This window comes from Halorubrum ejinorense, from assembly GCF_055389685.1.
The window spans coordinates 740,876-761,656 of the sequence record NZ_AP043777.1 but is presented as its reverse complement, the minus strand read 5'-3'; the positions used below and the strand labels follow the sequence as shown (position 1 = coordinate 761,656).

The 20,781-nt window shown below is 71.2% G+C and carries 17 protein-coding genes; 8 read left to right on the top strand and 9 right to left on the bottom strand.

Annotated features, from left to right (window positions below; translation table 11 throughout):
* Positions 1–45 precede the first annotated feature (45 nt).
* Positions 46–1,563, top strand: a complete 1,518-nt coding sequence (locus ACZ5KW_RS04760; RefSeq protein ID WP_343775954.1) for a molybdopterin-dependent oxidoreductase — start codon at positions 46–48, stop codon at positions 1,561–1,563.
* A gap of 25 nt (positions 1,564–1,588) precedes the next feature.
* Here the strand turns inward: ACZ5KW_RS04760 and ACZ5KW_RS04755 are convergent, their stop codons facing one another.
* Together ACZ5KW_RS04755 and ACZ5KW_RS04750 are read right to left on the bottom strand one after the other, a co-directional pair.
* Complete coding sequence (locus ACZ5KW_RS04755) at positions 1,589–3,007, bottom strand: DHH family phosphoesterase (RefSeq protein ID WP_343775957.1); 1,419 nt, start codon at positions 3,005–3,007, stop codon at positions 1,589–1,591.
* A 32-nt stretch (positions 3,008–3,039) separates the two neighbouring features.
* Positions 3,040–5,226 carry a beta-glucosidase family protein gene (locus ACZ5KW_RS04750; RefSeq protein ID WP_343775959.1) on the bottom strand — a complete coding sequence of 729 codons (2,187 nt, stop codon included), beginning with the start codon at positions 5,224–5,226 and terminating at the stop codon, positions 3,040–3,042.
* Positions 5,227–5,406: 180 nt separating this feature from the next.
* On the opposite strand from ACZ5KW_RS04750, the gene ACZ5KW_RS04745 reads away from it, so the two are divergent.
* From ACZ5KW_RS04745 to ACZ5KW_RS04735, 3 genes are all read left to right on the top strand, one after another.
* Complete coding sequence (locus ACZ5KW_RS04745) at positions 5,407–6,750, top strand: O-acetylhomoserine aminocarboxypropyltransferase/cysteine synthase family protein (protein WP_343775961.1); 1,344 nt, start codon at positions 5,407–5,409, stop codon at positions 6,748–6,750.
* 4 nt (positions 6,751–6,754) lie between these two features.
* On the top strand, positions 6,755–8,053 hold the full coding sequence (gene metX / locus ACZ5KW_RS04740; RefSeq protein WP_343775963.1) for a homoserine O-acetyltransferase MetX: 1,299 nt from the start codon (positions 6,755–6,757) through the stop codon (positions 8,051–8,053).
* 157 nt (positions 8,054–8,210) lie between these two features.
* Positions 8,211–9,863 (top strand): long-chain fatty acid--CoA ligase, encoded by a 1,653-nt coding sequence (locus ACZ5KW_RS04735; protein ID WP_343775966.1) that lies wholly within the window; start codon positions 8,211–8,213, stop codon positions 9,861–9,863.
* 68 nt (positions 9,864–9,931) lie between these two features.
* Here the strand turns inward: ACZ5KW_RS04735 and ACZ5KW_RS04730 are convergent, their stop codons facing one another.
* Positions 9,932–10,372: a DUF5807 family protein gene (locus ACZ5KW_RS04730; RefSeq protein WP_343775969.1), complete on the bottom strand. Its 441-nt coding sequence runs from the start codon at positions 10,370–10,372 to the stop codon at positions 9,932–9,934.
* Between the two features lie 293 nt (positions 10,373–10,665).
* On the opposite strand from ACZ5KW_RS04730, the gene ACZ5KW_RS04725 reads away from it, so the two are divergent.
* The 3 genes from ACZ5KW_RS04725 to ACZ5KW_RS04715 all read left to right on the top strand — a co-directional run bounded on the left by ACZ5KW_RS04725 (position 10,666) and on the right by ACZ5KW_RS04715 (position 13,805).
* A complete protein-coding gene (locus ACZ5KW_RS04725; RefSeq protein ID WP_343775972.1) occupies positions 10,666–13,134 on the top strand; it encodes a DEAD/DEAH box helicase in 2,469 nt (822 codons plus the stop codon).
* Positions 13,135–13,203: 69 nt separating this feature from the next.
* Positions 13,204–13,416: a DUF7557 family protein gene (locus ACZ5KW_RS04720; RefSeq protein WP_343775975.1), complete on the top strand. Its 213-nt coding sequence runs from the start codon at positions 13,204–13,206 to the stop codon at positions 13,414–13,416.
* Complete coding sequence (locus tag ACZ5KW_RS04715) at positions 13,413–13,805, top strand: PIN domain-containing protein (RefSeq protein ID WP_343775977.1); 393 nt, start codon at positions 13,413–13,415, stop codon at positions 13,803–13,805. Before ACZ5KW_RS04720 ends, ACZ5KW_RS04715 begins: the two co-directional genes overlap by 4 nt.
* Before the next feature lie 5 nt (positions 13,806–13,810).
* On the opposite strand, the gene ACZ5KW_RS04710 is transcribed toward ACZ5KW_RS04715, so the two are convergent.
* Both ACZ5KW_RS04710 and ACZ5KW_RS04705 read right to left on the bottom strand, forming a co-directional pair.
* A complete protein-coding gene (locus ACZ5KW_RS04710; protein ID WP_343775980.1) occupies positions 13,811–14,914 on the bottom strand; it encodes a molybdopterin-dependent oxidoreductase in 1,104 nt (367 codons plus the stop codon).
* 61 nt (positions 14,915–14,975) lie between these two features.
* Complete coding sequence (locus tag ACZ5KW_RS04705) at positions 14,976–15,803, bottom strand: MBL fold metallo-hydrolase (RefSeq protein ID WP_343775982.1); 828 nt, start codon at positions 15,801–15,803, stop codon at positions 14,976–14,978.
* 147 nt (positions 15,804–15,950) lie between these two features.
* On the opposite strand from ACZ5KW_RS04705, the gene ACZ5KW_RS04700 reads away from it, so the two are divergent.
* Positions 15,951–16,979 (top strand): succinylglutamate desuccinylase/aspartoacylase family protein, encoded by a 1,029-nt coding sequence (locus ACZ5KW_RS04700; protein WP_343775984.1) that lies wholly within the window; start codon positions 15,951–15,953, stop codon positions 16,977–16,979.
* Between the two features lie 51 nt (positions 16,980–17,030).
* Here the strand turns inward: ACZ5KW_RS04700 and ACZ5KW_RS04695 are convergent, their stop codons facing one another.
* The 4 genes from ACZ5KW_RS04695 to ACZ5KW_RS04680 form a co-directional block, all read right to left on the bottom strand.
* Complete coding sequence (locus tag ACZ5KW_RS04695) at positions 17,031–17,516, bottom strand: Tfx family DNA-binding protein (protein WP_343775986.1); 486 nt, start codon at positions 17,514–17,516, stop codon at positions 17,031–17,033.
* Positions 17,517–17,680: 164 nt separating this feature from the next.
* Complete coding sequence (locus ACZ5KW_RS04690) at positions 17,681–18,160, bottom strand: TRAM domain-containing protein (protein WP_343775989.1); 480 nt, start codon at positions 18,158–18,160, stop codon at positions 17,681–17,683.
* Positions 18,161–18,305: 145 nt separating this feature from the next.
* On the bottom strand, positions 18,306–18,653 hold the full coding sequence (locus ACZ5KW_RS04685; RefSeq protein WP_343775992.1) for a hypothetical protein: 348 nt from the start codon (positions 18,651–18,653) through the stop codon (positions 18,306–18,308).
* 135 nt (positions 18,654–18,788) lie between these two features.
* The gene (locus tag ACZ5KW_RS04680) at positions 18,789–20,675 is read right to left on the bottom strand and encodes an ATP-binding protein (protein ID WP_343775994.1); all 1,887 of its coding nucleotides are present in this window, start codon (positions 20,673–20,675) and stop codon (positions 18,789–18,791) included.
* Between the last annotated feature and the right edge of the window lie 106 nt (positions 20,676–20,781).

The following is a 20,781-nucleotide window of genomic DNA, read 5'->3' as shown; positions in this document are numbered from 1 at the left end:
GCTAGCAAGGACGCAGTTCAAGTGATCGGAACCCCGAGTCGGATCATGATCAACGTTACCGAGCGCCGAGGGGCGCTGCTCTCGGCTGCGGCCGGCGCGGCCGCGGTCGCGGGCTCGTACCTCGCCACCGGCTGGACCCCGTCGTTCGTCGTCAGGCCGGTCGACCAGGCCGTCGTCAACCTGACGCCGGGCCCGATCGTGACGTTCGCGATCGAGACCCTCGGCGAGACGGGACACCTGATCCACATCGCTATCGCCGTCGCCGCCGTCGTCGCGCTGTTCGGCGCGGTCGCGTTCGCGGGGCTCCGGGTCGCCACGCGTACCGATAGCCGGAGAGTCGGCGCCGCGGTCGCCGGGGGTGGCTCATGGCTCCTCGCCGCGGGGCTGACAGGGGTCTCGCTCGGCGCGCTGGGCGCGGGTCTTCCCGCCGCGGCGGTGGTCGGGATCGGCTGGCTGCCCCGGTCCGCCACGCCGACCGGAGGTGACACCGGCACCGCGAGGGACGCGCCGGCCGTCGTCGACGCGGTGCGTCGCCGGACCCTCGGGGTCGTCGCCGGAGCGCTCGGCTTCGTCGCCGCGACGGCGGTGGGACGACGAGCGCTCGCGTCGGGCGACGGCCCGCTCCCCGACGCCCCGCGGTCGGAGGGCGCGGCCGCGCGGCTCCAGGAGCTCGACGCGGGGTCGCTGGCGTTCGAGAGTGAGGATCTCCACGGGATGGTGACGCCGATCGGGGAGTTCTACAACGTCGACATCGCGGAGTTCGACCCGGAGGTGACCGCGAGCGAGTGGTCGCTGACGTTCACCGGAGAGACCGGCAGCGACCGCACCGTCGCCTTCGACGAGCTGATCGACCGCCCGGTCGAACACCGGGCGATAACGCTGCGGTGCGTCGGCGAGGACCTCAACGGCCGCAAGCTGGACAACGCCGTCTGGACGGGGACGCCGATCCGGCCGCTGCTGGAGTCCGTCGACCCGCAGGGCGACTGTAACTGCGCCATGCTGCGCGGCGAGGACGGCTACTACGTCCAGTTCCCGGTCGACGTGCTCGCCCAGGGGTTCCTCGCGTGGGGGATGAACGGCAAGGAGCTCCCCTCCGGCCACGGCCACCCGGTTCGGGTGCTGATCCCGGGCCACTGGGGGGAGACGAACGTGAAGTGGCTCTCGGAGATCGAGCTCCTGAACGTCGAGGAGGACGGCTACTGGGAGGAGCGCGGCTGGGAGGGGACCGGCGAAGTGAAGACGGTCGCCAAGCTCTGGGACGAGGGAGTCACCGAGCTCGGCGACGGCCGGATCGAGCTCGCCGGCCACGCCTACGCCGGGACCCGCGGGATCGAGCGCGTCGAGGTCTCGACCGACGGCGGCGAGACGTGGACCGACGCCGACCTCTCCGAGGCGCTCCCGGACGACGACGTCTGGCGGCAGTGGCGCCACGTCTTCGAGGCCGACGGGGAACGCGAGGTCGTCGTTCGCGCGGTCGACGGCGAGGGAACGCTCCAGACGCGAGAAGAGTCCGGCTCCGTCCCGAGCGGTGCGTCGGGATGGGTTCGGCGGACGGTCGGCTGACGGGGCCGCGTGGTCCCGTGACCGCTCACGAGAGCTGATCGCCGACGATCCGGTCCGCCTCGGCCAGGAACGCGTCTCGCTCGCCGATCGGGATCGTCGCGCCCGCGGCCACGTCGTGGCCCCCGCCGTCGCCGCCGACGGCCTGGCTCGCCTCGCGCATCACCGCGGACAGGTCGAGCCCCCGCCGGACGAGCGCGTGCGAGCCGCGCGAGGACACCTTCAGTTCCTCGGCGCTCTCCTCGGCGAAGGCGATCACCGGCTTCGAGCGGTCGACCGCGGGCGACCCGACCGCCATCCCGGCGACGATGCCGACGATGGTCTCGCGGATGCGCGACCCCGCGTCGAACCACTGGAGGTTTTCCTCGTGGGTGACGCCCTCGTTTTTGACCCACTGGAGCCCCTCCGAGAGGTTCTGCCGGTGGGTGCGGAGGAGCCGCCGCGCCTCCGCGAGCGCGTCGCCGCGGTCGCCGAGACACACCGCGAGCCCCACGTCGCCGCGCTCGTAGCGCGCGGTCGCGTTGAGCAGCGTGGAGAACTCGCTGACGTCCCGCAGTTCGGTGCCGGGCTCCTCGTCGACCAGCGTGTAGGAGGTGCCGACGAGCGCCTCGATCCGGTCGGACGGGACGCCCGAGGCGACGGCGCGGCGCATCAGCGCCGACGCGAGGGTCCGCCGCTCCTCGCCGTCGAGGTCGACCCAGCGCCGCCACTCCCCGTCGCGTTTCACGTCGACGTCGAGGTCGGTGAGGAAGGAGATCGCCCCCGCCTCGTCGTTCGATATCCCCGGGATCTTCACGTCGGAGGCGTACTCCAGGAGCTTGGGGAGCGGCCGGGTCTGTCTGCCGTAGAGGTCGAGGTCGGTCCGGGCCTCGAGGACGCCGGCGTCGACGCCGTCGGCGACGATCGACTCGTTCGCCCCGACGAGGCCGCCGTCGGAGTCCTGCATGTCGCCGACCGCGCCGACGACCGCCAGCGCGGCGAGGTCGCGGTTGTCGCCGTCCGGCCCTTCGAGCGCGCGGGCGAGGAGGTAGCTCGCGCCGGCGCCGGAGAGCTCGCTCGCGCCGTCGATCCCCTCTAAGAGGGGGTTGAGGTGGTACCGCGTGTCGCGGTCGGCGGGCTGGTGGTGGTCGGCGATGACGGGGAGGAAGTCGCCGGCCGCCTCGTGGTCGGCGATCACGTCGAGCTGGCCGGAGCCGAAGTCGGTGAACAACACCACGTCGAAGTCGCGGGCCGCGATCCCGGCGATCGAGTCGGCGTCCAGCTGCTTCTCGAAGACGACCTCGTGGTCGATCCCGGCCCGGGCGAGCCCGGTGGACGCGATCGCGGCGCTCGTGATCCCGTCGGCGTCGATGTGGGAGGCCAAGAGCACCCGACCGGCCTCGCGCAGGCGGTCGGCGCAGTCGGTCGCGCGGTCAGCGAGGTCGGGAACGGGGGCGGCGACTGCCATTACCCCTCGTTGGCTCGCGACCGGGGATAAACTCACGCTTCGTCGCGACGCTCGACGACGCGCTCGACCCGCGCGTCCCGGCTCGAACGGCCGATCTCGACGACGTACTCCCCGGGATCGACGCGCCATCCCGTCTCGCCGTACCGCGCGAACGCCCGGTCGTCGAGCGCGAACTCGACGGTCCGCGATTCGCCCGCGGGGACGTCGACGCTCGCGAACCCCGCGAGCTCCCGGACCGGGCGGTCGACCCCGTCGACGGCCGGCGGGCGGACGTACGCCTGGACGACCTCGCGGCCGCCGCGGTCGGAGACGTTCGCGACGGTAACGGTCGCCCGACGCTCGGCGTCGGCCGCCGGCGGCGCCGGCTCGACGCTCGCGTCGCGATACTCGAAGGTCGCGTACGAGCGGCCGTGGCCGAACGGGTAGGTCGGCTCGGACCCGCTCGCGCCCGCGACGCGGTCGTCGTCCGCGTCGAACCAGCGGTAGCCCACGAAGACCCCTTCGTCGTGGCGGACCTCGCCGTCGGCGCCGGGGAAGCGGCGCTCGTCGACCGCCGTCGGGTACGCCGACTCGGGGGCGAACGTCACCGGCAGCCGCCCGCCGGGGTCGGCGTCGCCGTAGCAGACGCTCGCGACGGCGTCGCCGTGCGCCTGTCCCGGGTACCAGTTCACGAGGACCGCGTCGACGGCGTCGCGCCAGGGCAGTTCGACCGGACCGCTGGCGTTGACGACGACGACCGTCCGGGTCGCGGCGGCCGCGGTCCGTTCGACGAGTTCGTCCTGTCGGCCCGGGAGCCGGAGCGATTCGCGGTCCATCGCCTCGGTGGCGGCGTCGCGCACGAACACCACCGCGGCGTCGGCGTCGCTCGCGGCGTCGGTCGCGCCGTCGAGATCGGGGGCGCGTGCGTCCCCGTCGGTCCCGTCGTCGCCCGCGAGGAGGTCGAACATCGAGACGCTCTCGACTCGGGGGAGCCCGTAGCGAACCGTCACGTCGCCCGCGGCGCGGGACTCGAACCCTTCGACCGGCGTCGCGGAGACGACCGGCGACGTCTCCGAAGAACCGCCGCCGCCGAGGACCGCCTCGTCGACGTTCGGACCGATCACGGCGACGTCGGCGTCATCGTCGAGGGGGAGCGCACCGTCGTGGTTCTCTAGGAGGACGGTCCCCCGTGCGGCGACCTCGCGGGCGTGCTCGCGGTGTTCCGGCGTGTCGACGGCGCCGTCGGCGCGCTCGTCCGCGTCGGCTAAGAGCCCGGCGTCGTCCATCGCGCGGAGGACCCGAGTCGCCATGTTGTCGAGGCGGGACTCGGGGACGTCGCCGTCCCGCACCGCGTCGGCGAGCGTCTCGGCGAAGCCCTCGCAGGTCCGCGGGTCGGGCATGCCGCGAGCGATCGCCTCGGGGAGGTCGTCGAAGCCGCCGCCGTCGGGCTCGTCGTCGCCGTCTTCCGTCCCGTCGTGGATCTCCTCGGGCGGGGTGCCCGGCATCTCCACGTCGAGGCCCGCGTTGGCCGCGGCCGCCGCGCCCTCCGTCCCGTACCAGTCGGAGACGACGAACCCGTCGAACCCCCACTCGCCTTTCAGCACCTCGGTCACGAGCTCGCGGTGGTCGCTCATCCGGACGCCGTTGACGCCGTTGTAGGCGGTCATCACCGAGCCCGCGCCCGCGTCGACGGCGTCGCGGAACGAGGGGAGGTAACACTCTCGGAGCGCGCGTTCGCCGACCGCGGCGCTGACCGACGCGCGGTGCGTCTCCTGACTGTTCGCGACGTAGTGTTTCGGGGTCGCGATCGCGTCCGCGGACTGGACCCCCTCGACCACCCGGGCGCCCATCGCCGCCGAGAGGACCGGGTCCTCGGAGAGGTACTCGAAGTTCCGGCCGTTGTGCGGGACCCGGATCAGGTTGACACCGGGCGCGAGCAGGGCGTCCTGTCCCGCGCCGCGCGTCTCGCGGCCGAGCGCCGCGCCGTGCTCGCGCGCGAGGTCCGGGTCGAACGTCGCCGCGAGCGCCAGCGGCGCGGGGAACGCGGTCGACGACTCGCCGGGGATCCGAACGCCGAGCGGTCCGTCGACCAGCCCGAGCGGCGGAATCCCGAGGCGCTCGACGCCCGATACGTAGCCCGTCGCCCGGCCCGCGGGGTCGACGGCCCCGTGGACGAGCCGGACCTTCTCCGTCAGCGTGAGTTCGGCGACGAGGTCGGCGGGTGTGGACGATCCGGTCATATCCGATTCCTCGTGAGACTGCCGGAAACCGTTTCGGGGGAATCCCCCGAAGGCGCGTCGCGGCGGCGACGGGCGCGGTTCGAGGCCGCGACCCGCCACCGACCCCGCCGCGACGCAGGCCGAGGCATCACTTGCCGTAACTGACGGTTATAGACGTGTTCGGATATATACACCACACACATGACACGTGGGTTCACCACCCGGAGCCTCCACGCCGGCGCCGAGCCCGACCCGACCACCGGCGCCCGCGCCACGCCGATCCACCAGACGACCTCGTACGTCTTCGACGACGCGGACACGGCGGCGGAGCTGTACGCGCTCCGGGCTGAGGGTCACATCTACTCGCGGCTCTCGAACCCGACCGTGACCGTCCTCGAAGACCGGATCGCCGACCTCGAGGGGGGGTCGGACGCGGTCGCGACCGGGTCGGGGATGGCCGCGTTCGACGCGATCACCACGGTGCTCGCGAGCGCGGGCGACAACGTCGTCGCCAGCTCCGAGATGTACGGCGGCACGGCCGCGTACCTCACGAGCATCGCGGACCGGCGGGGGATCGAGGCGCGGCTCGTCGACACGCTCGACGACGAGGCGTACGCGGACGCGATCGACGACGACACCGCGTTCGTCCACGTCGAGACGATCGCGAACCCCTCGCTCGTCACGCCCGATTTCGAGCGGCTCGCCGAGATCGCACACGACAACGCGGTCCCCCTCGTCGTCGACAACACGTTCGCGACCCCCTACTGCTGTCGGCCGTTCGAACACGGCGCGGACATCGTCTGGGAGTCGACGACGAAGTGGATCACGGGCAACGGCACCACGGTCGGCGGGGTCGTCGTCGACGGCGGACAGTTCCCGTGGGACCACCCGGAGGCCGACTACGACGAGCTCGACGGCGAGTCGCCTGCCTATCCGATCGACTTCGTCGAGCAGTTCGGCGACGCCGCCTTCGCCAACGTCGTCCGCCAGCGCGGCGTGCGGCCGACCGGCGGCCAGCAGTCTCCCTTCGACGCGTGGCAGACGATCCAGGGGCTCAACAGCTTAGCGCTGCGGATGGAGCGCCACTGCGAGAACGCGCGTCGGGTGGCCGAGTTCCTCCGCGACGACGACCGCGTCGACTGGGTGAGCTACCCCGGGTTCGACGACAACCGGGGCCACGACAACGCCGCCGAGTACCTCGACGGGTTCGGCGGGATGGTCACCTTCGGCGTCGACGGCGGGTACGAGGCCGCCAAGACGCTGTGTGAGTCGGTCGACCTCGCGAGCTTCCTCGCGAACATCGGGGACGCGAAGACGCTCGTCATCCACCCGGCGTCGACGACCCACGCCCAGATGGACGAGGCCCAACAGCGGCTCGCCGGCGTCCGCCCCGAGATGGTCCGGCTCTCGGTCGGCATCGAAGAGCCCGACGACGTGATCGCCGACCTCGACGGCGGGCTCGCCGCGGGCGAGCGCGTGACGAGCGGGAGCGACGCGGACGGGCGTGCCGCCGACGACGGCGCTGCCGACGAGGAGGGGGTGTGAGCCCGTGAGCACCGTTCCGACCGACCACGGAGTCGCCTCGCTCGGCGAGTTCACCTTCGAGTGCGGGCAGTCGGTGCCCGACTTCGAGGTCGCCTACGAGACCCACGGCGAGTTCGACGGGGACAACGTCGTGTTGATCTGCCACGCGCTCACCGGCAGTCAGAACGTCGCGCGGTCGCCCGCGCCGGGGCGCGACGAGGAGACGCAGGGGGCGGGACAGGCCGGACAGGCCCGCGCCTGGTGGGACGACGTCGTCGGCCCGGGGAAGGCGATCGACACGACGGAGTACTACGTCGTCTGCGCGAACGTCCCCGGGTCTTGTTACGGGACGACGGGGCCGGCCAGCGAGCGGCCCGCGGACCTCGACCTGCGCGAGGAGCCGGACCACGACCGGTGGGGCACCGCGTTCCCGCCGGTTCAGGTCGAAGACTGGGCGCGGGCGCAGCGGCGCCTGCTCGACCACCTCGGCGTCGGGCGGCTGCGGGCGGTCGTCGGCGGCAGCGTCGGCGGCATGAACGCCCTGGAGTGGGCGAAGCGGTACCCGGACGACGTCGACCGCGTCGTCGCCATCGCGACCGCCGGGCGCCTCGACGCGCAGTGTCTCGCGCTCGACGCCGTCGCGCGACGGTCCATCCGCGCGGACTCGAACTGGAACGGCGGCGACTACTACGGCGAGGACCGGCCGGACCCGACCGAGGGGCTCGCGATCGCCCGCCAGATCGGCCACATCATGTACCTCTCGAAGGCGTCGATGGAGCGGAAGTTCGGGCGGCGCTCGGCGGGCCGCGACTCGCTCAGCCGCGAGGACGGCGACCTCGGGCTGCCGCCGGAGCCGACGGCCGGGTTCTTCCCGTACCGCGAGGTGGAGTCGTACCTCGACTACCAGGCCGAGGGGTTCGGCGACCGCTTCGACGCGAACAGCTACCTCTACCTGACACGCGCCATGGACGAGTACGACCTCGCCGCCGGTCACGGCTCCGACGCCGACGCGCTCGGCGCCTTCGAGGGCGAGACCCTGCTAATGAGCTTCACCGCCGACTGGCACTTCACCGTCGCGCAGTCGGCGTCGCTCGCCGACGCCTTCGGCGAGAGCGGCGTCCCGGTCGCACACCACGTGGTCGACTCCGACCACGGCCACGACGCGTTCCTCGTCGAGCCGGAACACGTCGGCCCGCCGGTGCGCGACTTCCTCGACGACGGCGTCGACGGCCGCGCGGTCACGGACGAGGGCGGCGACGACGGCGACGACCCGCGACCCGACTCGGACCACGCGCCGGTCCACGCGAGTCTGTTCAGGGGGTAGCCGGCGGCGTGCGGGCCGCGGTCGCGCGTGCCGACGGGCGGCGCTGCTGTCGAGGGACCGGCGGTCGGGAGCGAAACGCCGGGCCCCGCCGCCGCGAGGAACGTGCCCGATCAATCATGATAACGTTCATAGTTCCCGACCTCGTGGTGTGTGAGGTATGCCAGGCGGACACGCTCAGACCCTGCGACCGTTCATGTGGCGCGCGGAACGACTGTACCCGGACACCGAGATCGTCTCGCGCACCCACGAGGGGCGCACGCGACACACCTACAGCGAGTACGCCGATCGGACGGCACAGCTCGCGAACGCGCTGGACGATCACGGGATCGAGCGCGGCGACCGCGTCGCGACGTTCTGTTGGAACCACACGCGACACTTCGAGACGTACTTCGGCGTGCCGAACACCGGCGCGCAGCTTCACACGATCAATCCCCTACTGCCGGACGAGCACATCCAGTACATCGTCGACGACGCCGACGACGAGGTCATCTTCGTCGACCCCTCGCTCGCCGAGAAGATCGCGGGCGCGGCGGAGGGCGCTGAGGAGTTCGAGGGCGTCGACTTCGTCGCGATGGGCTCGGAGGGGATCGACGCGCTCGACGCGCCGGCCTACGAGGAGTTCATCGCGGACCACTCGACCGAGTACGACTGGCCCGACCTCGACGGCGACCAGCCCGCCGGGCTCTGTTACACCTCCGGCACGACGGGGAGGCCGAAGGGCGTCGAGTACACGCAGTCGATGCTGTGGAGTCACACGATGGCCTCCCAGACGCCGCAGGGGATCCCGATGGAGGACTCCGACGTCGTCATGCCCGTCGTCCCCATGTTCCACGTCAACGCGTGGGGGATGCCGTTCACCGCGGCCGCCGCGGGCGCGAAACACGTCTACCCCGGGCCGTCGCCGGACCCGGCCGACCTCGCGGCGCTGATCGAAGAGGAGGGCGTAACCATCTCCGCCGGCGTCCCGACGGTGTGGCTCGGCCTCCGCGAGTACATCGAGGGAGGCAACGAGGTGGACCTCTCGACGCTCGACACCGTGATCATCGGCGGCGCGGCCGCGCCGCAGGCGCTCATCGAGTGGTACGACGAGCGCGACGTCGAGGTGCTCCACGCGTGGGGGATGACGGAGCTGTCGCCGATCGGCACCGTCTCGCACCTCAAGAGCGACCTGCGCGACGCCGACTACGACACCCAGGTGAACAAGCGCTCGAAGCAGGGGCTCGTCGCGCCCGGCCTGGAGTTCGAGGTCATCGACGAGGACGGAGAGGAGATCCCGTGGGACGGCGAGGCGTTCGGCGAACTCCGCATCCGCGGCCCGTGGGTCACGAAGGAGTACTTCAAGCGCCCGGAGGCCAACGAGGAGGAGTTCGTCGACGGCTGGCTGAAGACCGGCGACGTGGTCACCGTCGACGAGGACGGCTACATGCAGCTCGTCGACCGGACGAAAGACGTGATCAAGTCGGGCGGCGAGTGGATCTCCAGCGTCGAGTTAGAGAACGCGATCATGGCTTACGACGGCGTCAGCGAGGCGGCCGTCGTCGGCGTGCCCCACGAGCGCTGGCAGGAGCGCCCCGTGGCGTTCGTCGTCGTGGCCGAGGGCGTCGACCGCGAGGACCTCGTCGACCGGATCGAGACCGGGCTCCGCGAGGAGTACCCCAAGTGGTGGCTGCCGGACGCGGTGGAGTTCATCGACGAGGTACCGAAGACCGCCACCGGGAAGTTCTCGAAGAAGGACCTCCGCGAGCAGTACGGCGACCAGTCGCTCGTCGAGGGGGCCGTGCCGGAAGACGACGCGCCCGACGCGGAGTGACGGCGGCGTAGCCCGGAATTCGGCGGGTTCAGTCGTCGCGGTCGCTTTTCGCTCGTCGCAGTCGGTTTTCAGTCGTCGCGTTCGCCGACGACCCACTTGTGCGAGTAGCTCTCCCCGCAGGTACAGTGTGCGTACGCGTGTACCACGTCGCCCTCGGCGTAGAGGCCGCCGACCTCCTCGTTTTGCGCCTCCGCGAACGCGAAGACGAACCGGACGTCGTGGTCGTCGTCGGGGTCCTCCTCGGCGAAGGGACACGCGCCGTCGTCGAGCGAGCGCGCGATCTCGCCTTCGGCGCCCATCGCCGTCTTCGCGAACTCCATCGCGCCCATGCCCGTCCCGGCCTGGAACGCGGAGCGACCGGTCTCGCCGTCGAGGATCAGCCGGACGCCGCCGTCGACCTCGCTGCCCACGCTCCGGAGTCGGGAGTCGTCGTCGAGGTACGCGTCGCTCACGTAGAAGACCACGTCTTCGAGCCGCTCGCCCGCGAGAAACTCGTCGAGGTTGCTCATGCCGGGCGGAGGCGCGTGAGCGGTAAAAGGAGTGCGTGTCGCGGCCGGGCGGAAGCGGAGAGAGCGGCCCGAACCGATGTTAAATCGTGTAGAATAGGGGTAAGCGTTAATACGTACCACGGAGATCCGACGCGTAATGAGTGCGCAGACGAGATCCGGAGACCGGCTCGCCGAGTGGGCACAGCTGGTCGACGAGGACGTTCCGAAAGAGCTCCGAGAGGAGCGCTCGACCGACGGATAACTTTCACCCCGCTTCGCGAAGCCTTTAGGCCGGTGCCGGCCAAGAGCCGTCGATGGCGACCGAGGCCGCCGGGATCGACCGACCCCTGCTCGTCGACGGGTTCTTACAGCGCCGCCGCTACCAGCTCCGGCTGGCCGACGCCGCGGCCGACGACCACACCCTCGTCTGTCTCCCGACCGGCCTCGGCAAGACGACCGTCAGCTTGCTCGTCACCGCCGAGCGGCTCGACGGAGTCGGCGGGAAGGCGCTGTTTTTGGCGCCGACGAAGCCGCTCGTCCAGCAGCACGCGGACTTCTACCGGGAGGCCCTCTCGGTCCCCGACGACGAGATCGTCGTGTTCACCGGCGACGTGAAGCCGGACGACCGGGCCGCGCTCTGGGAGGACGCCCGGATCGTGATCGCGACGCCGCAGGTGGTCGAGAACGACCTCGTCGGCAACCGGATCTCGCTGCGCGACGTGACCCACCTCACCTTCGACGAGTGCCACCGCGCGACCGGCGACTACGCGTACGTCTACATCGCGGAGCGCTACCACGCCGACGCGGCCGACCCGCTCGTCACCGGGATGTCGGCCTCGCCGGGCGGCGACACCGAGGAGATCGAGACGGTCTGTGAGAACCTCGGCCTCGTCAACGTCGAGGTGATGACGGAGGACGACGCCGACGTCGACGAGTACACCCACGACACCGACGTCCAGTGGGAGCAGGTGACGCTCCCCGACGAGGTCCTCGCGATCCGCGACGCCCTCAACGAGGTGATCACCGACCGGCTGGAGAAGCTGAAACAGCTGGGCGTGACGAACAAGACGAGCCCCGACCTCTCACAGAAGGACCTCAACAAGATGCGGGGACAGCTGAAACGGATGATGGACAACGACCAGTCGGACGGGTACAAGGGGATGAGTACCCACGCCGAGGTGATGAAGCTCCGGCGCGCGACCGAGCTGGTCGAGACCCAGTCGGTCGAGTCCGTCCGGCGCTACTTCGAGCGCCAGCGCGAGGCCGCGCGCTCGTCGGGCGCCTCGAAGGCGAGCCAACGGATGGTCGCGGACCCCAAGGTACGAGAGGCGATGCGGAAGGCGGAGTCGTTCGACGGGCTCCACCCGAAGTTCTCGAAGGCGCGCATCCTGCTCGCCGAGACGCTCGGCATCGACGGCGGCGAGCGCGCCATCCTCTTCACCGAGTCCCGCGACACCGCCGAGGCGCTCGTGGAGTTCCTCTCGGCGAGCTTCGACGTCCGCAAGTTCGTCGGGCAGGGCGACAAGGAGGGTTCCGACGGCATGAGCCAGAAACAGCAACAGGAGACCCTCGACGAGTTCAAGAACGGCGACTTCGAGGTGCTCGTCTCCACGTCGGTCGCCGAGGAGGGGCTGGACGTGCCCGAGGTCGACTTAGTCTGTTTCTACGAGCCCGTCCCGACCGCGATCCGCTCGATCCAGCGGAAGGGTCGGACCGGCCGGCAGGCCGAGGGGAAAGTCGTCGTGTTGATGGCCGAAGACACCCGCGACGAGGCGTTCTTCTGGATCTCGCGGCGCCGCGAGAAGAAGATGGCGAGCCAGCTCTCGGAGCTGAAGGAGGCCACCGACGACATCGAGGAGACCGTCGGCGACGACGGGCAGGCCGGGCTCGACGCGTTCGGCGGCGACTCGGGCGACGACGGGTCGGAGGAGGACGCCGCCCGCGACGAGGAGGCCACAGGATCGGACGACGGCGACGACGCGGACGGCGACGACAGCGAGGACGACGCCGGACTCACCGACTTCGCGGCCGAGGCGCGGGACGACGAGGAGGACGACGCGGGCGGCGACGAGGCGAGCGCCGGCGACGCTGACGAGAGCGCCGACGGCGTCGTCGCGACCGCGGGCGTCGAGGACGGAGTCGAGGTCGTCGTCGACCAGCGCGAGCTCGACTCCTCCATCGCGAAGGACCTCTCGACGCGCGACGGCCTCGTCACCCGGCTGGAGACGCTCGCGGTCGGCGACTACGTCCTCTCGGACCGCGTGGCCGTCGAGCGCAAGTCCGCGGCCGACTTCGTCGACTCGATGCTCGACGGCGACCGCTCGATGTTCGAGCAGGTCGGCGAGCTCTCGCGGGCGTACGCCCGCCCCGTGATGGTCGTCGAGGGGACGAACCTCTACGGGCAGCGGGACATCGAACCCAACGCGATCCGCGGCGCGCTCGCGTCGCTCGCGGTCGACTTCGACGTGAGCGTCCTCCGCACCGAAGGCGAGGAGGACACCACCGAACTGCTCGCGACCATCGCCAAGCGCGAGCAGGAGACGCGCGACCGCGAGGTGAGCGTCCACGGCGAGAAGACGACGAAGACCCGCGCGGAACAGCAGGAGTACGTCGTCTCCGCTATCGCGGATATCGGCCCGGTCACGGCCCGGACCCTCCTCGAACACTTCGGCACCGTCGAGGCCGTGATGACCGCGCCCGAGGACGACTTACTGGAGGTCGACGGCGTCGGCCCGGTGACCGCGGAGCGCATCCGCGAGGTCGTCGGGAGCGAGTACGAATAGCCTTGATCGACGGTACGAACGGCAACGGCGGCGAAAGGATATTGTATACGAGGTAGTATACGAGCAGATATGAGCAAGAGCATCCGCGTCGACGAGGAGACACACGCCGCGCTCGCGTCGCTGAAAGGTGACGACGAGACCTTCGACGACCTGCTGACGCGGTTGCTTCGCGAGCGCCGCGAGGATATCCGGTCCGGGGCCGGTCTGTGGGAGGGAACCGACGCGCCGGAGCGCGCCCGAGAGAGACGCCGGGAGATGAAACGCGGGGTCGACTCGCGGTGACCCTGTACGACAGTAGCGTCCTCATCGATTACCTCGCCGGACGATCCCCCGCCGTCGAATATGTCGAGTCTCACGCCGACGAGCGTGCGGTCGCTCCGCCGCTCGTGCTGTTCGAAGTGTATCAAGGAGAGGTCTTCAAGGCGGGATCGACGGACCTCGGCGCGGTCGACGAGGCGCTGGACTGGATAGATGTGATCGACACGTCGTCGGCAGTCGCTCGCGAAGCGGCGGTGCTTCAAGATGCGCTCCGTGATCGGGGAGATTCCCTCGCTGCCCGCGACGCGTTCATCGCGGGGGGCGCCGTCGCACAGGACGAACGGCTCGCCGTGTCGGACACCGACTTCAACGTCGATGGGATTCGTGACGCACTCAACGTCGATTTCGTCTGAGGGGTTCAGTCGAACCCGCTCACCAGCGTCACGGCCCACTGCCCGAGGTCGTACTCCGAGCGGACCTCCACGCGCGTCACCCACTTCACCCACTGGAACCCCCGCCGGTCGGGCGCGACCAGCCGCGCGGGCGCGCCGTGGCCGTGCGAGAGGCGCTCCCCGCCGACGTGCGTCGCGAGCAGCGCGTCCTCGGCCTCCTCGATCGGCAGGCTCCAACGGTAGCCCGTCACGGACGTGAACCGGACGTAGGCCGAGTCGCGGTCCGAGCTGTCGGAGTCGACCCCGCCCGCCGCGTCGAGCAGGTCACCGACACGGATCCCGCTCCACTCCTGGACCGTGTACCAGCCGCTCGTACAGTCGAGCAGCGCCTCCGTCTCGTGGCCGGCGGCGAGGTCGGCGGCGGTCAGTTCGACGGGGTCGCTCACGAGGCCGTCGACCGCCAGCCGGTAGTCGTCGCGGTCGATCGGGTCCGGGTCGTCGGCGACCCACGAGGTGATCGGGAAGGCGGCGTTGCCGGCGCCCTCGCGGGGCTGTGAGCCGGTGAATCGCCGGTCCGCGCCGGCGGTGTCGAGGGCGTCGTTGACCCCCTGTTGGAGCCGGTAGGTCGCACCGCCGGCCGCCAGCAGCGCGAAGTACCGGACCGCGGTCCGGCGGCGCTCGAAGTCGACGCGGCGCGGGAGCCGGAACCGGGTCGACGCGTGGCCGGCCACGAGCGGGACGAGGGCGAGCCCGAAACCGACGTGGACGGAGAGTAAGGTCCAGTACGAGAGCCGCACATCGAGGCCGAACACCCACGCGACGCCGGTCCCGATCGCGCCGACCGCGGCGACGAGCGTCAGAACGGACAGCGCGGTCGACCGCTGCCAGAGGTTCGGGTCGGTGAGCCGGCGGCGGACGCGCGCGAGCTTCCACGCGAGCAGCGCGACGATGCCGACCCCCAACGCGCGATGGAGCCAGAACAACGGCCACCCCTCGGGGACGCCGACGGTGAAGGAGACCAGCCCGGTCACCGCCTCGGCGACGACGAACGCGAACAGCGACCAGTCGACCGCCCGCGGCGGCGGCTCCAGGCGGTCGATTGCGCTCCGGAGTCGGTCCCTCGCGGTCATCTACGCGTGGTACGTGCTAGCGAGTCAAAAGGGTACAGTCCACGGGGGATCGTCGCGCTCGCTACAGCTCGTACACTTCGCCGTCGACCGCCAGCGGCTCTTCGAACGCCTCGTCGGCGGGGTAGAAGTGCGCGAGGTGGACGAGCCGCGTCCGGTCGGGGTCGAGCTCGTCCGCGAGCGCAAGCGCGCCCTCCCGAGTCATGTGTTTCGTGCCGAACGTCCGCGGGACGCCGTCGGGGCCCTCGTGGCGCCCGCCGATCGGGTGGTGTTCGCACAGCGACGCGGGGACGATGGCGTCCGCGAGCAGGAGGTCCGCGTCGGCGAGCGCCTCGCGGGAGGGTTCGGGAACGTCGTAGCTGGTGTCGCCGGTAAGCGAGAGCTTCGCGCCCGTCTCCGGGTCCTCGATGACGACGCCGTAACAGACGAGCGGCGGGTGATCGACCGGGACGAACCGCACCTCGAAGCCGCAGGTCTCGAAGGGCGTCATCGGCTCGCGGGCGTGGACGCCGATCCGGTCTTCGAGGTAGTCGTACTTACCGCGGATCGTCTCCGCGACGCTCTCGTCGGTCGCGGGGTCGGTCTCGTTCGGAGCGTGGACGGGGAGCCCGTCGACGAGCCGGTAGACGTTCCCCAGCCCGTCGAGGTGGTCGAAGTGGATGTGGGTCACGAGCCCGGCGTCCGGGAGGGGAACGTCGGCCGCGAGGAACTGCTGTCTGAAGTCGGGACTGAAGTCGACGAGCAGCGACTCGCCGGTCCGCTCGTTGGCGACGTGAACGGAGAAGCGCGACCGCGACACCCCGCGCTCGCGGGCCGCCTCGCAGGTGTCGCAGTCACAGCCCACCGTCGGCGTGCCCGTCGTGTCGCCCGTTCCGAGGAGGGTGACCCGCATGGAGCGTGGTCGGCGGGCCACGGACTTAGCGTCCGTGGTCGGGGATGGCGTCTCGACGGGGCGGGGGATGTCCTCGCGGCGGTCCGCCGGGCCGCGGGCGTCGGCGCGACCGCGACGTATAACCCCGAGCCGACTCGACCCGGACGCATGCACACCAGTCGCAGCCTCACCCTCGCGCGGCTCCCGTCGGGAGTGCCGGTCAGGACGACCGTCCACGCGTACGGCGACGGGAAGCTCGTCGACGGCGAGGACGGCGCCGAACTCGACGCGCCGAACGGGTCGCCCGTGGTGTACGCGCAGGCGGCCCAACACGGACGGGAGGTGAACGGGGCCGCGGTCCTCCGGCGGCTCCACGACCGGCTCGTCGGCGAGGCGTCGCGGGGACCGACGGCCGCCGACCTCGACGGGACCCTCGTGACGGTGCCCGTCGCCGACCCGCTCACATTCGACCGCGTCTCGTACACGACGCCGGAGTCGCTCGACTCGCGGCAGCCGAACATGAACCGCTGCTGGCCCGGCGACGCCGAGGGATCGCTCCACGAGCGGATGGCTGCGCGCCTCTGGTCGCTCGCGAGCGAGGCGGACGCGGTCGTCGACCTCCACACCGGCTCGCCGGCGATGGCGACGCACACGGTGTTCATGCGCGGCGACGACGCCTGCCGCGGTCTCGCGGAGGCGTTCGGCACCGACCTGCTACTGGCGGAGGCGGCCGGCGATGACGCGGAGACCGAGTGGAGCGAGCGGGGGTTCGCCGGGAAGTTCCGAGTCGCGGCCACGCGCGAGGGGATCCCGACGGTGACGCCCGAACTCGCACACAGCCGGGAGGTGGTTCCCGAGGCGGTCGAGGCCGGCGTGTCGGGGATGGTCGGGGCGTTGCGCCACGAGGGACTGCTCGACGGCGAGCCCGAGCCGTGGGACGGGATCGTCGCGCGGAACCACCTCGGCCGCGTGACCGCGGCGGACTCGGGCCTGTTCGTTCCGGAGTCGGGCCTCGCAGTCGGCGACCGAGTCGCGGAGGGCGACCGCGTCGGCGAGGTGTTCGACCCGACGACCTTCGAGACGCTCCAGACCGCGCGCGCCGACCGGGACGGCATCGCGTACTCCGTCGCGCGGGAGTCGACCGTCACGGCGGGCTCGACGCTCGTCGGTGTGGCCGAGCGGATCGACGAAGAGTAGGGGTCGAGTCGGACTGTGGCCGGGAGCGTCCGAGCCCCTCGACGCTGCCCGTTACGGGCGACGCACGCGGATCTTCCCGTCTCCCGCGACGGTGATGTACAGTCGGCGACGGACCTCGCGGCCGTGGACCGCGTCGCCGGCGCGGTCGCCGATCGCTTTCATCAGCTCCGGCGCCGTGTGGTTCACCTTGACCCCGGCGTCGTCACAGGCGTCGTACACCCGCTTCGGCGCGTCGTAGAGGTCAGTCCCCGCCTCGATCTCGACGCGGACCGGGGCGGACAGCGCCTCGGCGAACGCGACCGTCTCGCGGGCGCGCTCGACGTTGTCGCGGGCGCTCGCCTCGACGCTGGAGACGTTCGCGCGCGAGGTGCCGAGCCGGTCCGCGATGTCCGACTGGCGGAGCCCGCGCTCGCGGAGCGCCAGTACCTCCGCTTGGCGTCGGGTGAGCACGCTCTCGTCGGCGTCGAACCCGGCCCGCTGTAGGACCGCGTCGGCGTCGATGTCCGCGGGGTCGGGTCGCCCGTCGTCTGCCACCATGCGATCACCGACGTGCCGGGCGCTCAAAAAACGGCGGTTTCACGCGATGAGAGCGGCGCGGAATCCAGCGGCAAAAGAGAGGTTACGCGGTACGGGTGCGGAAATTTCGCGGCGGATCGACGGCGTCCGGACTGTCCGTGGGGTGGGGCTCCCCCGGGACGCCGTCACTTGCCCCAGAAGTTCTCGCGGCTGCCGAGTCGCTCGCGGTCCGGGCGGTCGCGGCGGTGGTTCTCGTCGTCGCCTTCGTCGGCCTCGCCATCGGCCGCGTCGGCCGTCTCCCCGTCGTCGCCCTCCTCGTCTTCCGGGTCGTCGGGGAGGCGCTCGAGCACGTCCTGTGCCGTCGCGTGGCTGGACTTGACGCGGTGGATCTTGACCTCCGCGCGCGCCGGCGGGAGCAGCCCGTCGACGAGGACGATGAACCCGTCGTCGGTGCGGCCGACGCCGGCACCGCTCTCGTGGATGTCGTCGACCTCGACGACGACCGCTTCGCCGGGTTGGACCGGCTGCTGTTTCAGCTCGTAGATCGGCATGTCGTAGTGGTTACACCACTCCGCGCCGCCCTTGTTGCCGTAGTGTTGGCACCCCATTCCCTCGATCCGTTCGTCGAAGCTGGGGCAGTCGTCGGCGAGTGGACAGTCCGCCATACCGTAGGGGAGACCGGCCGCCGTTGTAAACGTTTTCGACTCTCAGGCCGAGATTTGCGAAAACGGCCGATTCACACGGATGAGCGGCGACTGATGACCACGGGCGGGAACGCGGGGCCGGGGGAGGCCGCGGGTCGAAAGGGGCTCAGAGGAACTCGCGGACCTCCGAGTACCACATGTCGTGGTGGTCGACGGCGTCGAGCGCGTCCGCCACGTCGACCGCGATGGCGTGCCAGCAGCGCTCGTCGGGGTCGTCCGCGTCGAGGTTGTACGTCGCGTCCGCGCAGTTGCACTCCCCGTCTTCGATCACGTACTCGTCCTCGTGGCCGACGACGACGGTGAAGTCTCGGTAGCGCTTCACGCGCCCCTCGCCGACGGCCTCGATGGCGCGCTGGCCGCGGTCGCCGTGGGCGTCGACGAGGGCCGCGGCGATCGGGCCGGTCAGCTCTCCGGCCTCGTCGATCGCCGCGCGCCAGTCGTCGACCGGCTCCATGCCGATCGGTTCTCGGGCGGGCGGTTAAATCCCGTCGGTCGGATCGGGCGGCGAAGAATGGTTCGACCGCGGAACGGCCGCGAGCCGGTCGATCGCGACCGCCCTGAGAGGACCGACCGCGACGGCCTCGGCGCGCTACTCCAAGACGATCAGCGCGTCGCCCATGTCGACGCTGTCGCCCTCGGCGACGTGGACGCCCGCGACCGTCCCGCCGCGCTCGGCGACCACGTCGTTTTCCATCTTCATCGCTTCGAGGACGCACACCACGTCGCCGGCGGCGACCTCGTCGCCCTCGGCGACGTCGACCGAGAGGATCGTCCCCTGCATCTCCGCCTCGATGGCCTCGCCGCCCTCCGCGACGTCGACGTCGCCGTCGTCGCCGTCGTCGGACTTCGCCTGCGGCGGGCGCTGTCGGCCGCCGCTCCCGCCGCTCTCCGGGACCGGGACGGCGGGCGCGCCGCGCTCCTCCAGTTCGACCTCGAAGCGCTTCCCGTTCACCTCGACGGTGAACTCGCGTTCGGTCACCTCCTCGTCGTCTTCGCCCGCGGCCGACGACTCGGTGCCCCACTTCGCCTGCGCGTCGGCGACGCGCTCGGCGTCCAACTCCTCGTCGAGGTACTTCGTCGTGTGCGTGCCGTCGACGAACCGCTGGTCGTCGAGCATGAGCCGGTGGAACGGGACGATGGTGACGACCCCTTCGAGGTCGTACTCCGCGAGCGCGCGCTTCGAGCGCGCGAGACACTCCCCGCGGTCGGCGCCCCAGACGATCAGCTTCGCGATCATCGAGTCGTAGTCGGTGACCAGCTCGTCGCCCTGCCGGAGCGCGTCGTCGACGCGCACGCCGATCCCGCCCGGCGGGTCGTACGTGTCCAGCGATCCCTCGTTGGCGGGCTGGAAGTCGTTCGCAGCGTTCTCGGCGTTGATCCGGAACTCGATTGCGTGCCCGTCCAGCTCGACGTCGGCCTGCGAGACGGACATCCCCTCCCCGCTGGCGACCCGGAGCTGCTGTTTGACGATGTCGATCCCGGTCAGCGCCTCGGTGACGGTGTGTTCGACCTGGATCCGGGTGTTGACTTCGAGGAAGTAGAAGGGGGTGTCGGGCCCGAGCGGCTCCGAGGGGTCGCGGTCGGGGTCCTCCTCGACGAGGAACTCGACCGTTCCGGCGTTGGTGTAGTCGGCGGCGGCGACGCCGCGGCGGGCGGCCTCGCCGATCCGCTCGCGCAGTTCGTCGGAGAGCGCCGGGGAGGGACCCTCCTCGATCACCTTCTGGTGGCGGCGCTGGAGCGAGCAGTCGCGCTCGCCGAGGTGGACCACGTCGCTCTCGGTGACCGCGGCGTCGTCGACCGCGTCGGCGGCGGCGGCCGCCGGGTCGTCCGCGACGATCTGTACCTCCACGTGGCGGGGGGTCTGGAGGTAGCGTTCGAGGTACACCGAGTCGTTCGAGAAGTACGCCTCGCCCTCGCGTTTCGCGGACTCGAGCGCCTCCTCGGCCTCCTCGGCGCTCTCGACGACCTTCATGCCGCGGCCGCCGCCGCCCCCCTCGGCTTTGATCGCGACCGGGTAACCGTACTCGTCGCCGAAGTCGGTCACCGCCTCGACGTCGGTGACCGGCTCGGTCGTCCCGGGGACGATCGGCACGTCCGCGTCGTCCATCACCCGGCGTGCGTGGGTCTTCTCGCCGAGGCGCTCCATCGCGTCGCTCGAGGGGCCGACCCACGTGATCCCGTCCGTCGCCTCGACGCGGGCCGCGAAGTCGGCGTTCTCCGCGAGGAAGCCGTAGCCGGGGTGGATCGCGTCGGCGTCGGCGGACCGGGCCGCCTCGACGACCGCCTCGCCGTCCAGGTACGAGTCGGCCGCGCGGGCGGGCCCGACGTTGTACGCCTCGTCGGCGTAGCGGACGTGGCCGCCGTGTTTGTCGGCGTCGCTGTAGACGGCGACGGTGTCGACGCCCAACTCCTCACAGGCGCGCATCACCCGGACCGCGATCTCGCCGCGGTTCGCCACGAGAACCTTATCGAACATTCCTGTCGGTTGTTCCACGAACTGCTACCAAACTCTGTCGGTCCGTAGCGGGCCGCGCCCGCTCCGGGAGCGGAGCCGAACCGTCCCGGGACGGTTAAGGGGACGC

Excerpts from the sequence above, each read along its gene's own strand:
- ACZ5KW_RS04705 (WP_343775982.1), bottom strand. The coding sequence starts at position 15,803 with ATGCGGGTCACCCTCCTCGGAACGGGCGACACGACGGGCACGCCGACG.
- ACZ5KW_RS04745 (WP_343775961.1), top strand. The coding sequence starts at position 5,407 with ATGACACGTGGGTTCACCACCCGGAGCCTCCACGCCGGCGCCGAGCCC.
- ACZ5KW_RS04685 (WP_343775992.1), bottom strand. The coding sequence starts at position 18,653 with ATGGAGCCGGTCGACGACTGGCGCGCGGCGATCGACGAGGCCGGAGAG.
- ACZ5KW_RS04750 (WP_343775959.1), bottom strand. The coding sequence starts at position 5,226 with ATGACCGGATCGTCCACACCCGCCGACCTCGTCGCCGAACTCACGCTG.
- ACZ5KW_RS04730 (WP_343775969.1), bottom strand. The coding sequence starts at position 10,372 with ATGAGCAACCTCGACGAGTTTCTCGCGGGCGAGCGGCTCGAAGACGTG.
- ACZ5KW_RS04720 (WP_343775975.1), top strand. The coding sequence starts at position 13,204 with ATGAGCAAGAGCATCCGCGTCGACGAGGAGACACACGCCGCGCTCGCG.
- ACZ5KW_RS04680 (WP_343775994.1), bottom strand. The coding sequence starts at position 20,675 with ATGTTCGATAAGGTTCTCGTGGCGAACCGCGGCGAGATCGCGGTCCGG.
- ACZ5KW_RS04695 (WP_343775986.1), bottom strand. The coding sequence starts at position 17,516 with ATGGTGGCAGACGACGGGCGACCCGACCCCGCGGACATCGACGCCGAC.
- ACZ5KW_RS04700 (WP_343775984.1), top strand. The coding sequence starts at position 15,951 with ATGCACACCAGTCGCAGCCTCACCCTCGCGCGGCTCCCGTCGGGAGTG.
- ACZ5KW_RS04725 (WP_343775972.1), top strand. The coding sequence starts at position 10,666 with ATGGCGACCGAGGCCGCCGGGATCGACCGACCCCTGCTCGTCGACGGG.
- ACZ5KW_RS04735 (WP_343775966.1), top strand. The coding sequence starts at position 8,211 with ATGCCAGGCGGACACGCTCAGACCCTGCGACCGTTCATGTGGCGCGCG.
- ACZ5KW_RS04710 (WP_343775980.1), bottom strand. The coding sequence starts at position 14,914 with ATGACCGCGAGGGACCGACTCCGGAGCGCAATCGACCGCCTGGAGCCG.
- ACZ5KW_RS04755 (WP_343775957.1), bottom strand. The coding sequence starts at position 3,007 with ATGGCAGTCGCCGCCCCCGTTCCCGACCTCGCTGACCGCGCGACCGAC.
- ACZ5KW_RS04760 (WP_343775954.1), top strand. The coding sequence starts at position 46 with ATGATCAACGTTACCGAGCGCCGAGGGGCGCTGCTCTCGGCTGCGGCC.
- ACZ5KW_RS04690 (WP_343775989.1), bottom strand. The coding sequence starts at position 18,160 with ATGGCGGACTGTCCACTCGCCGACGACTGCCCCAGCTTCGACGAACGG.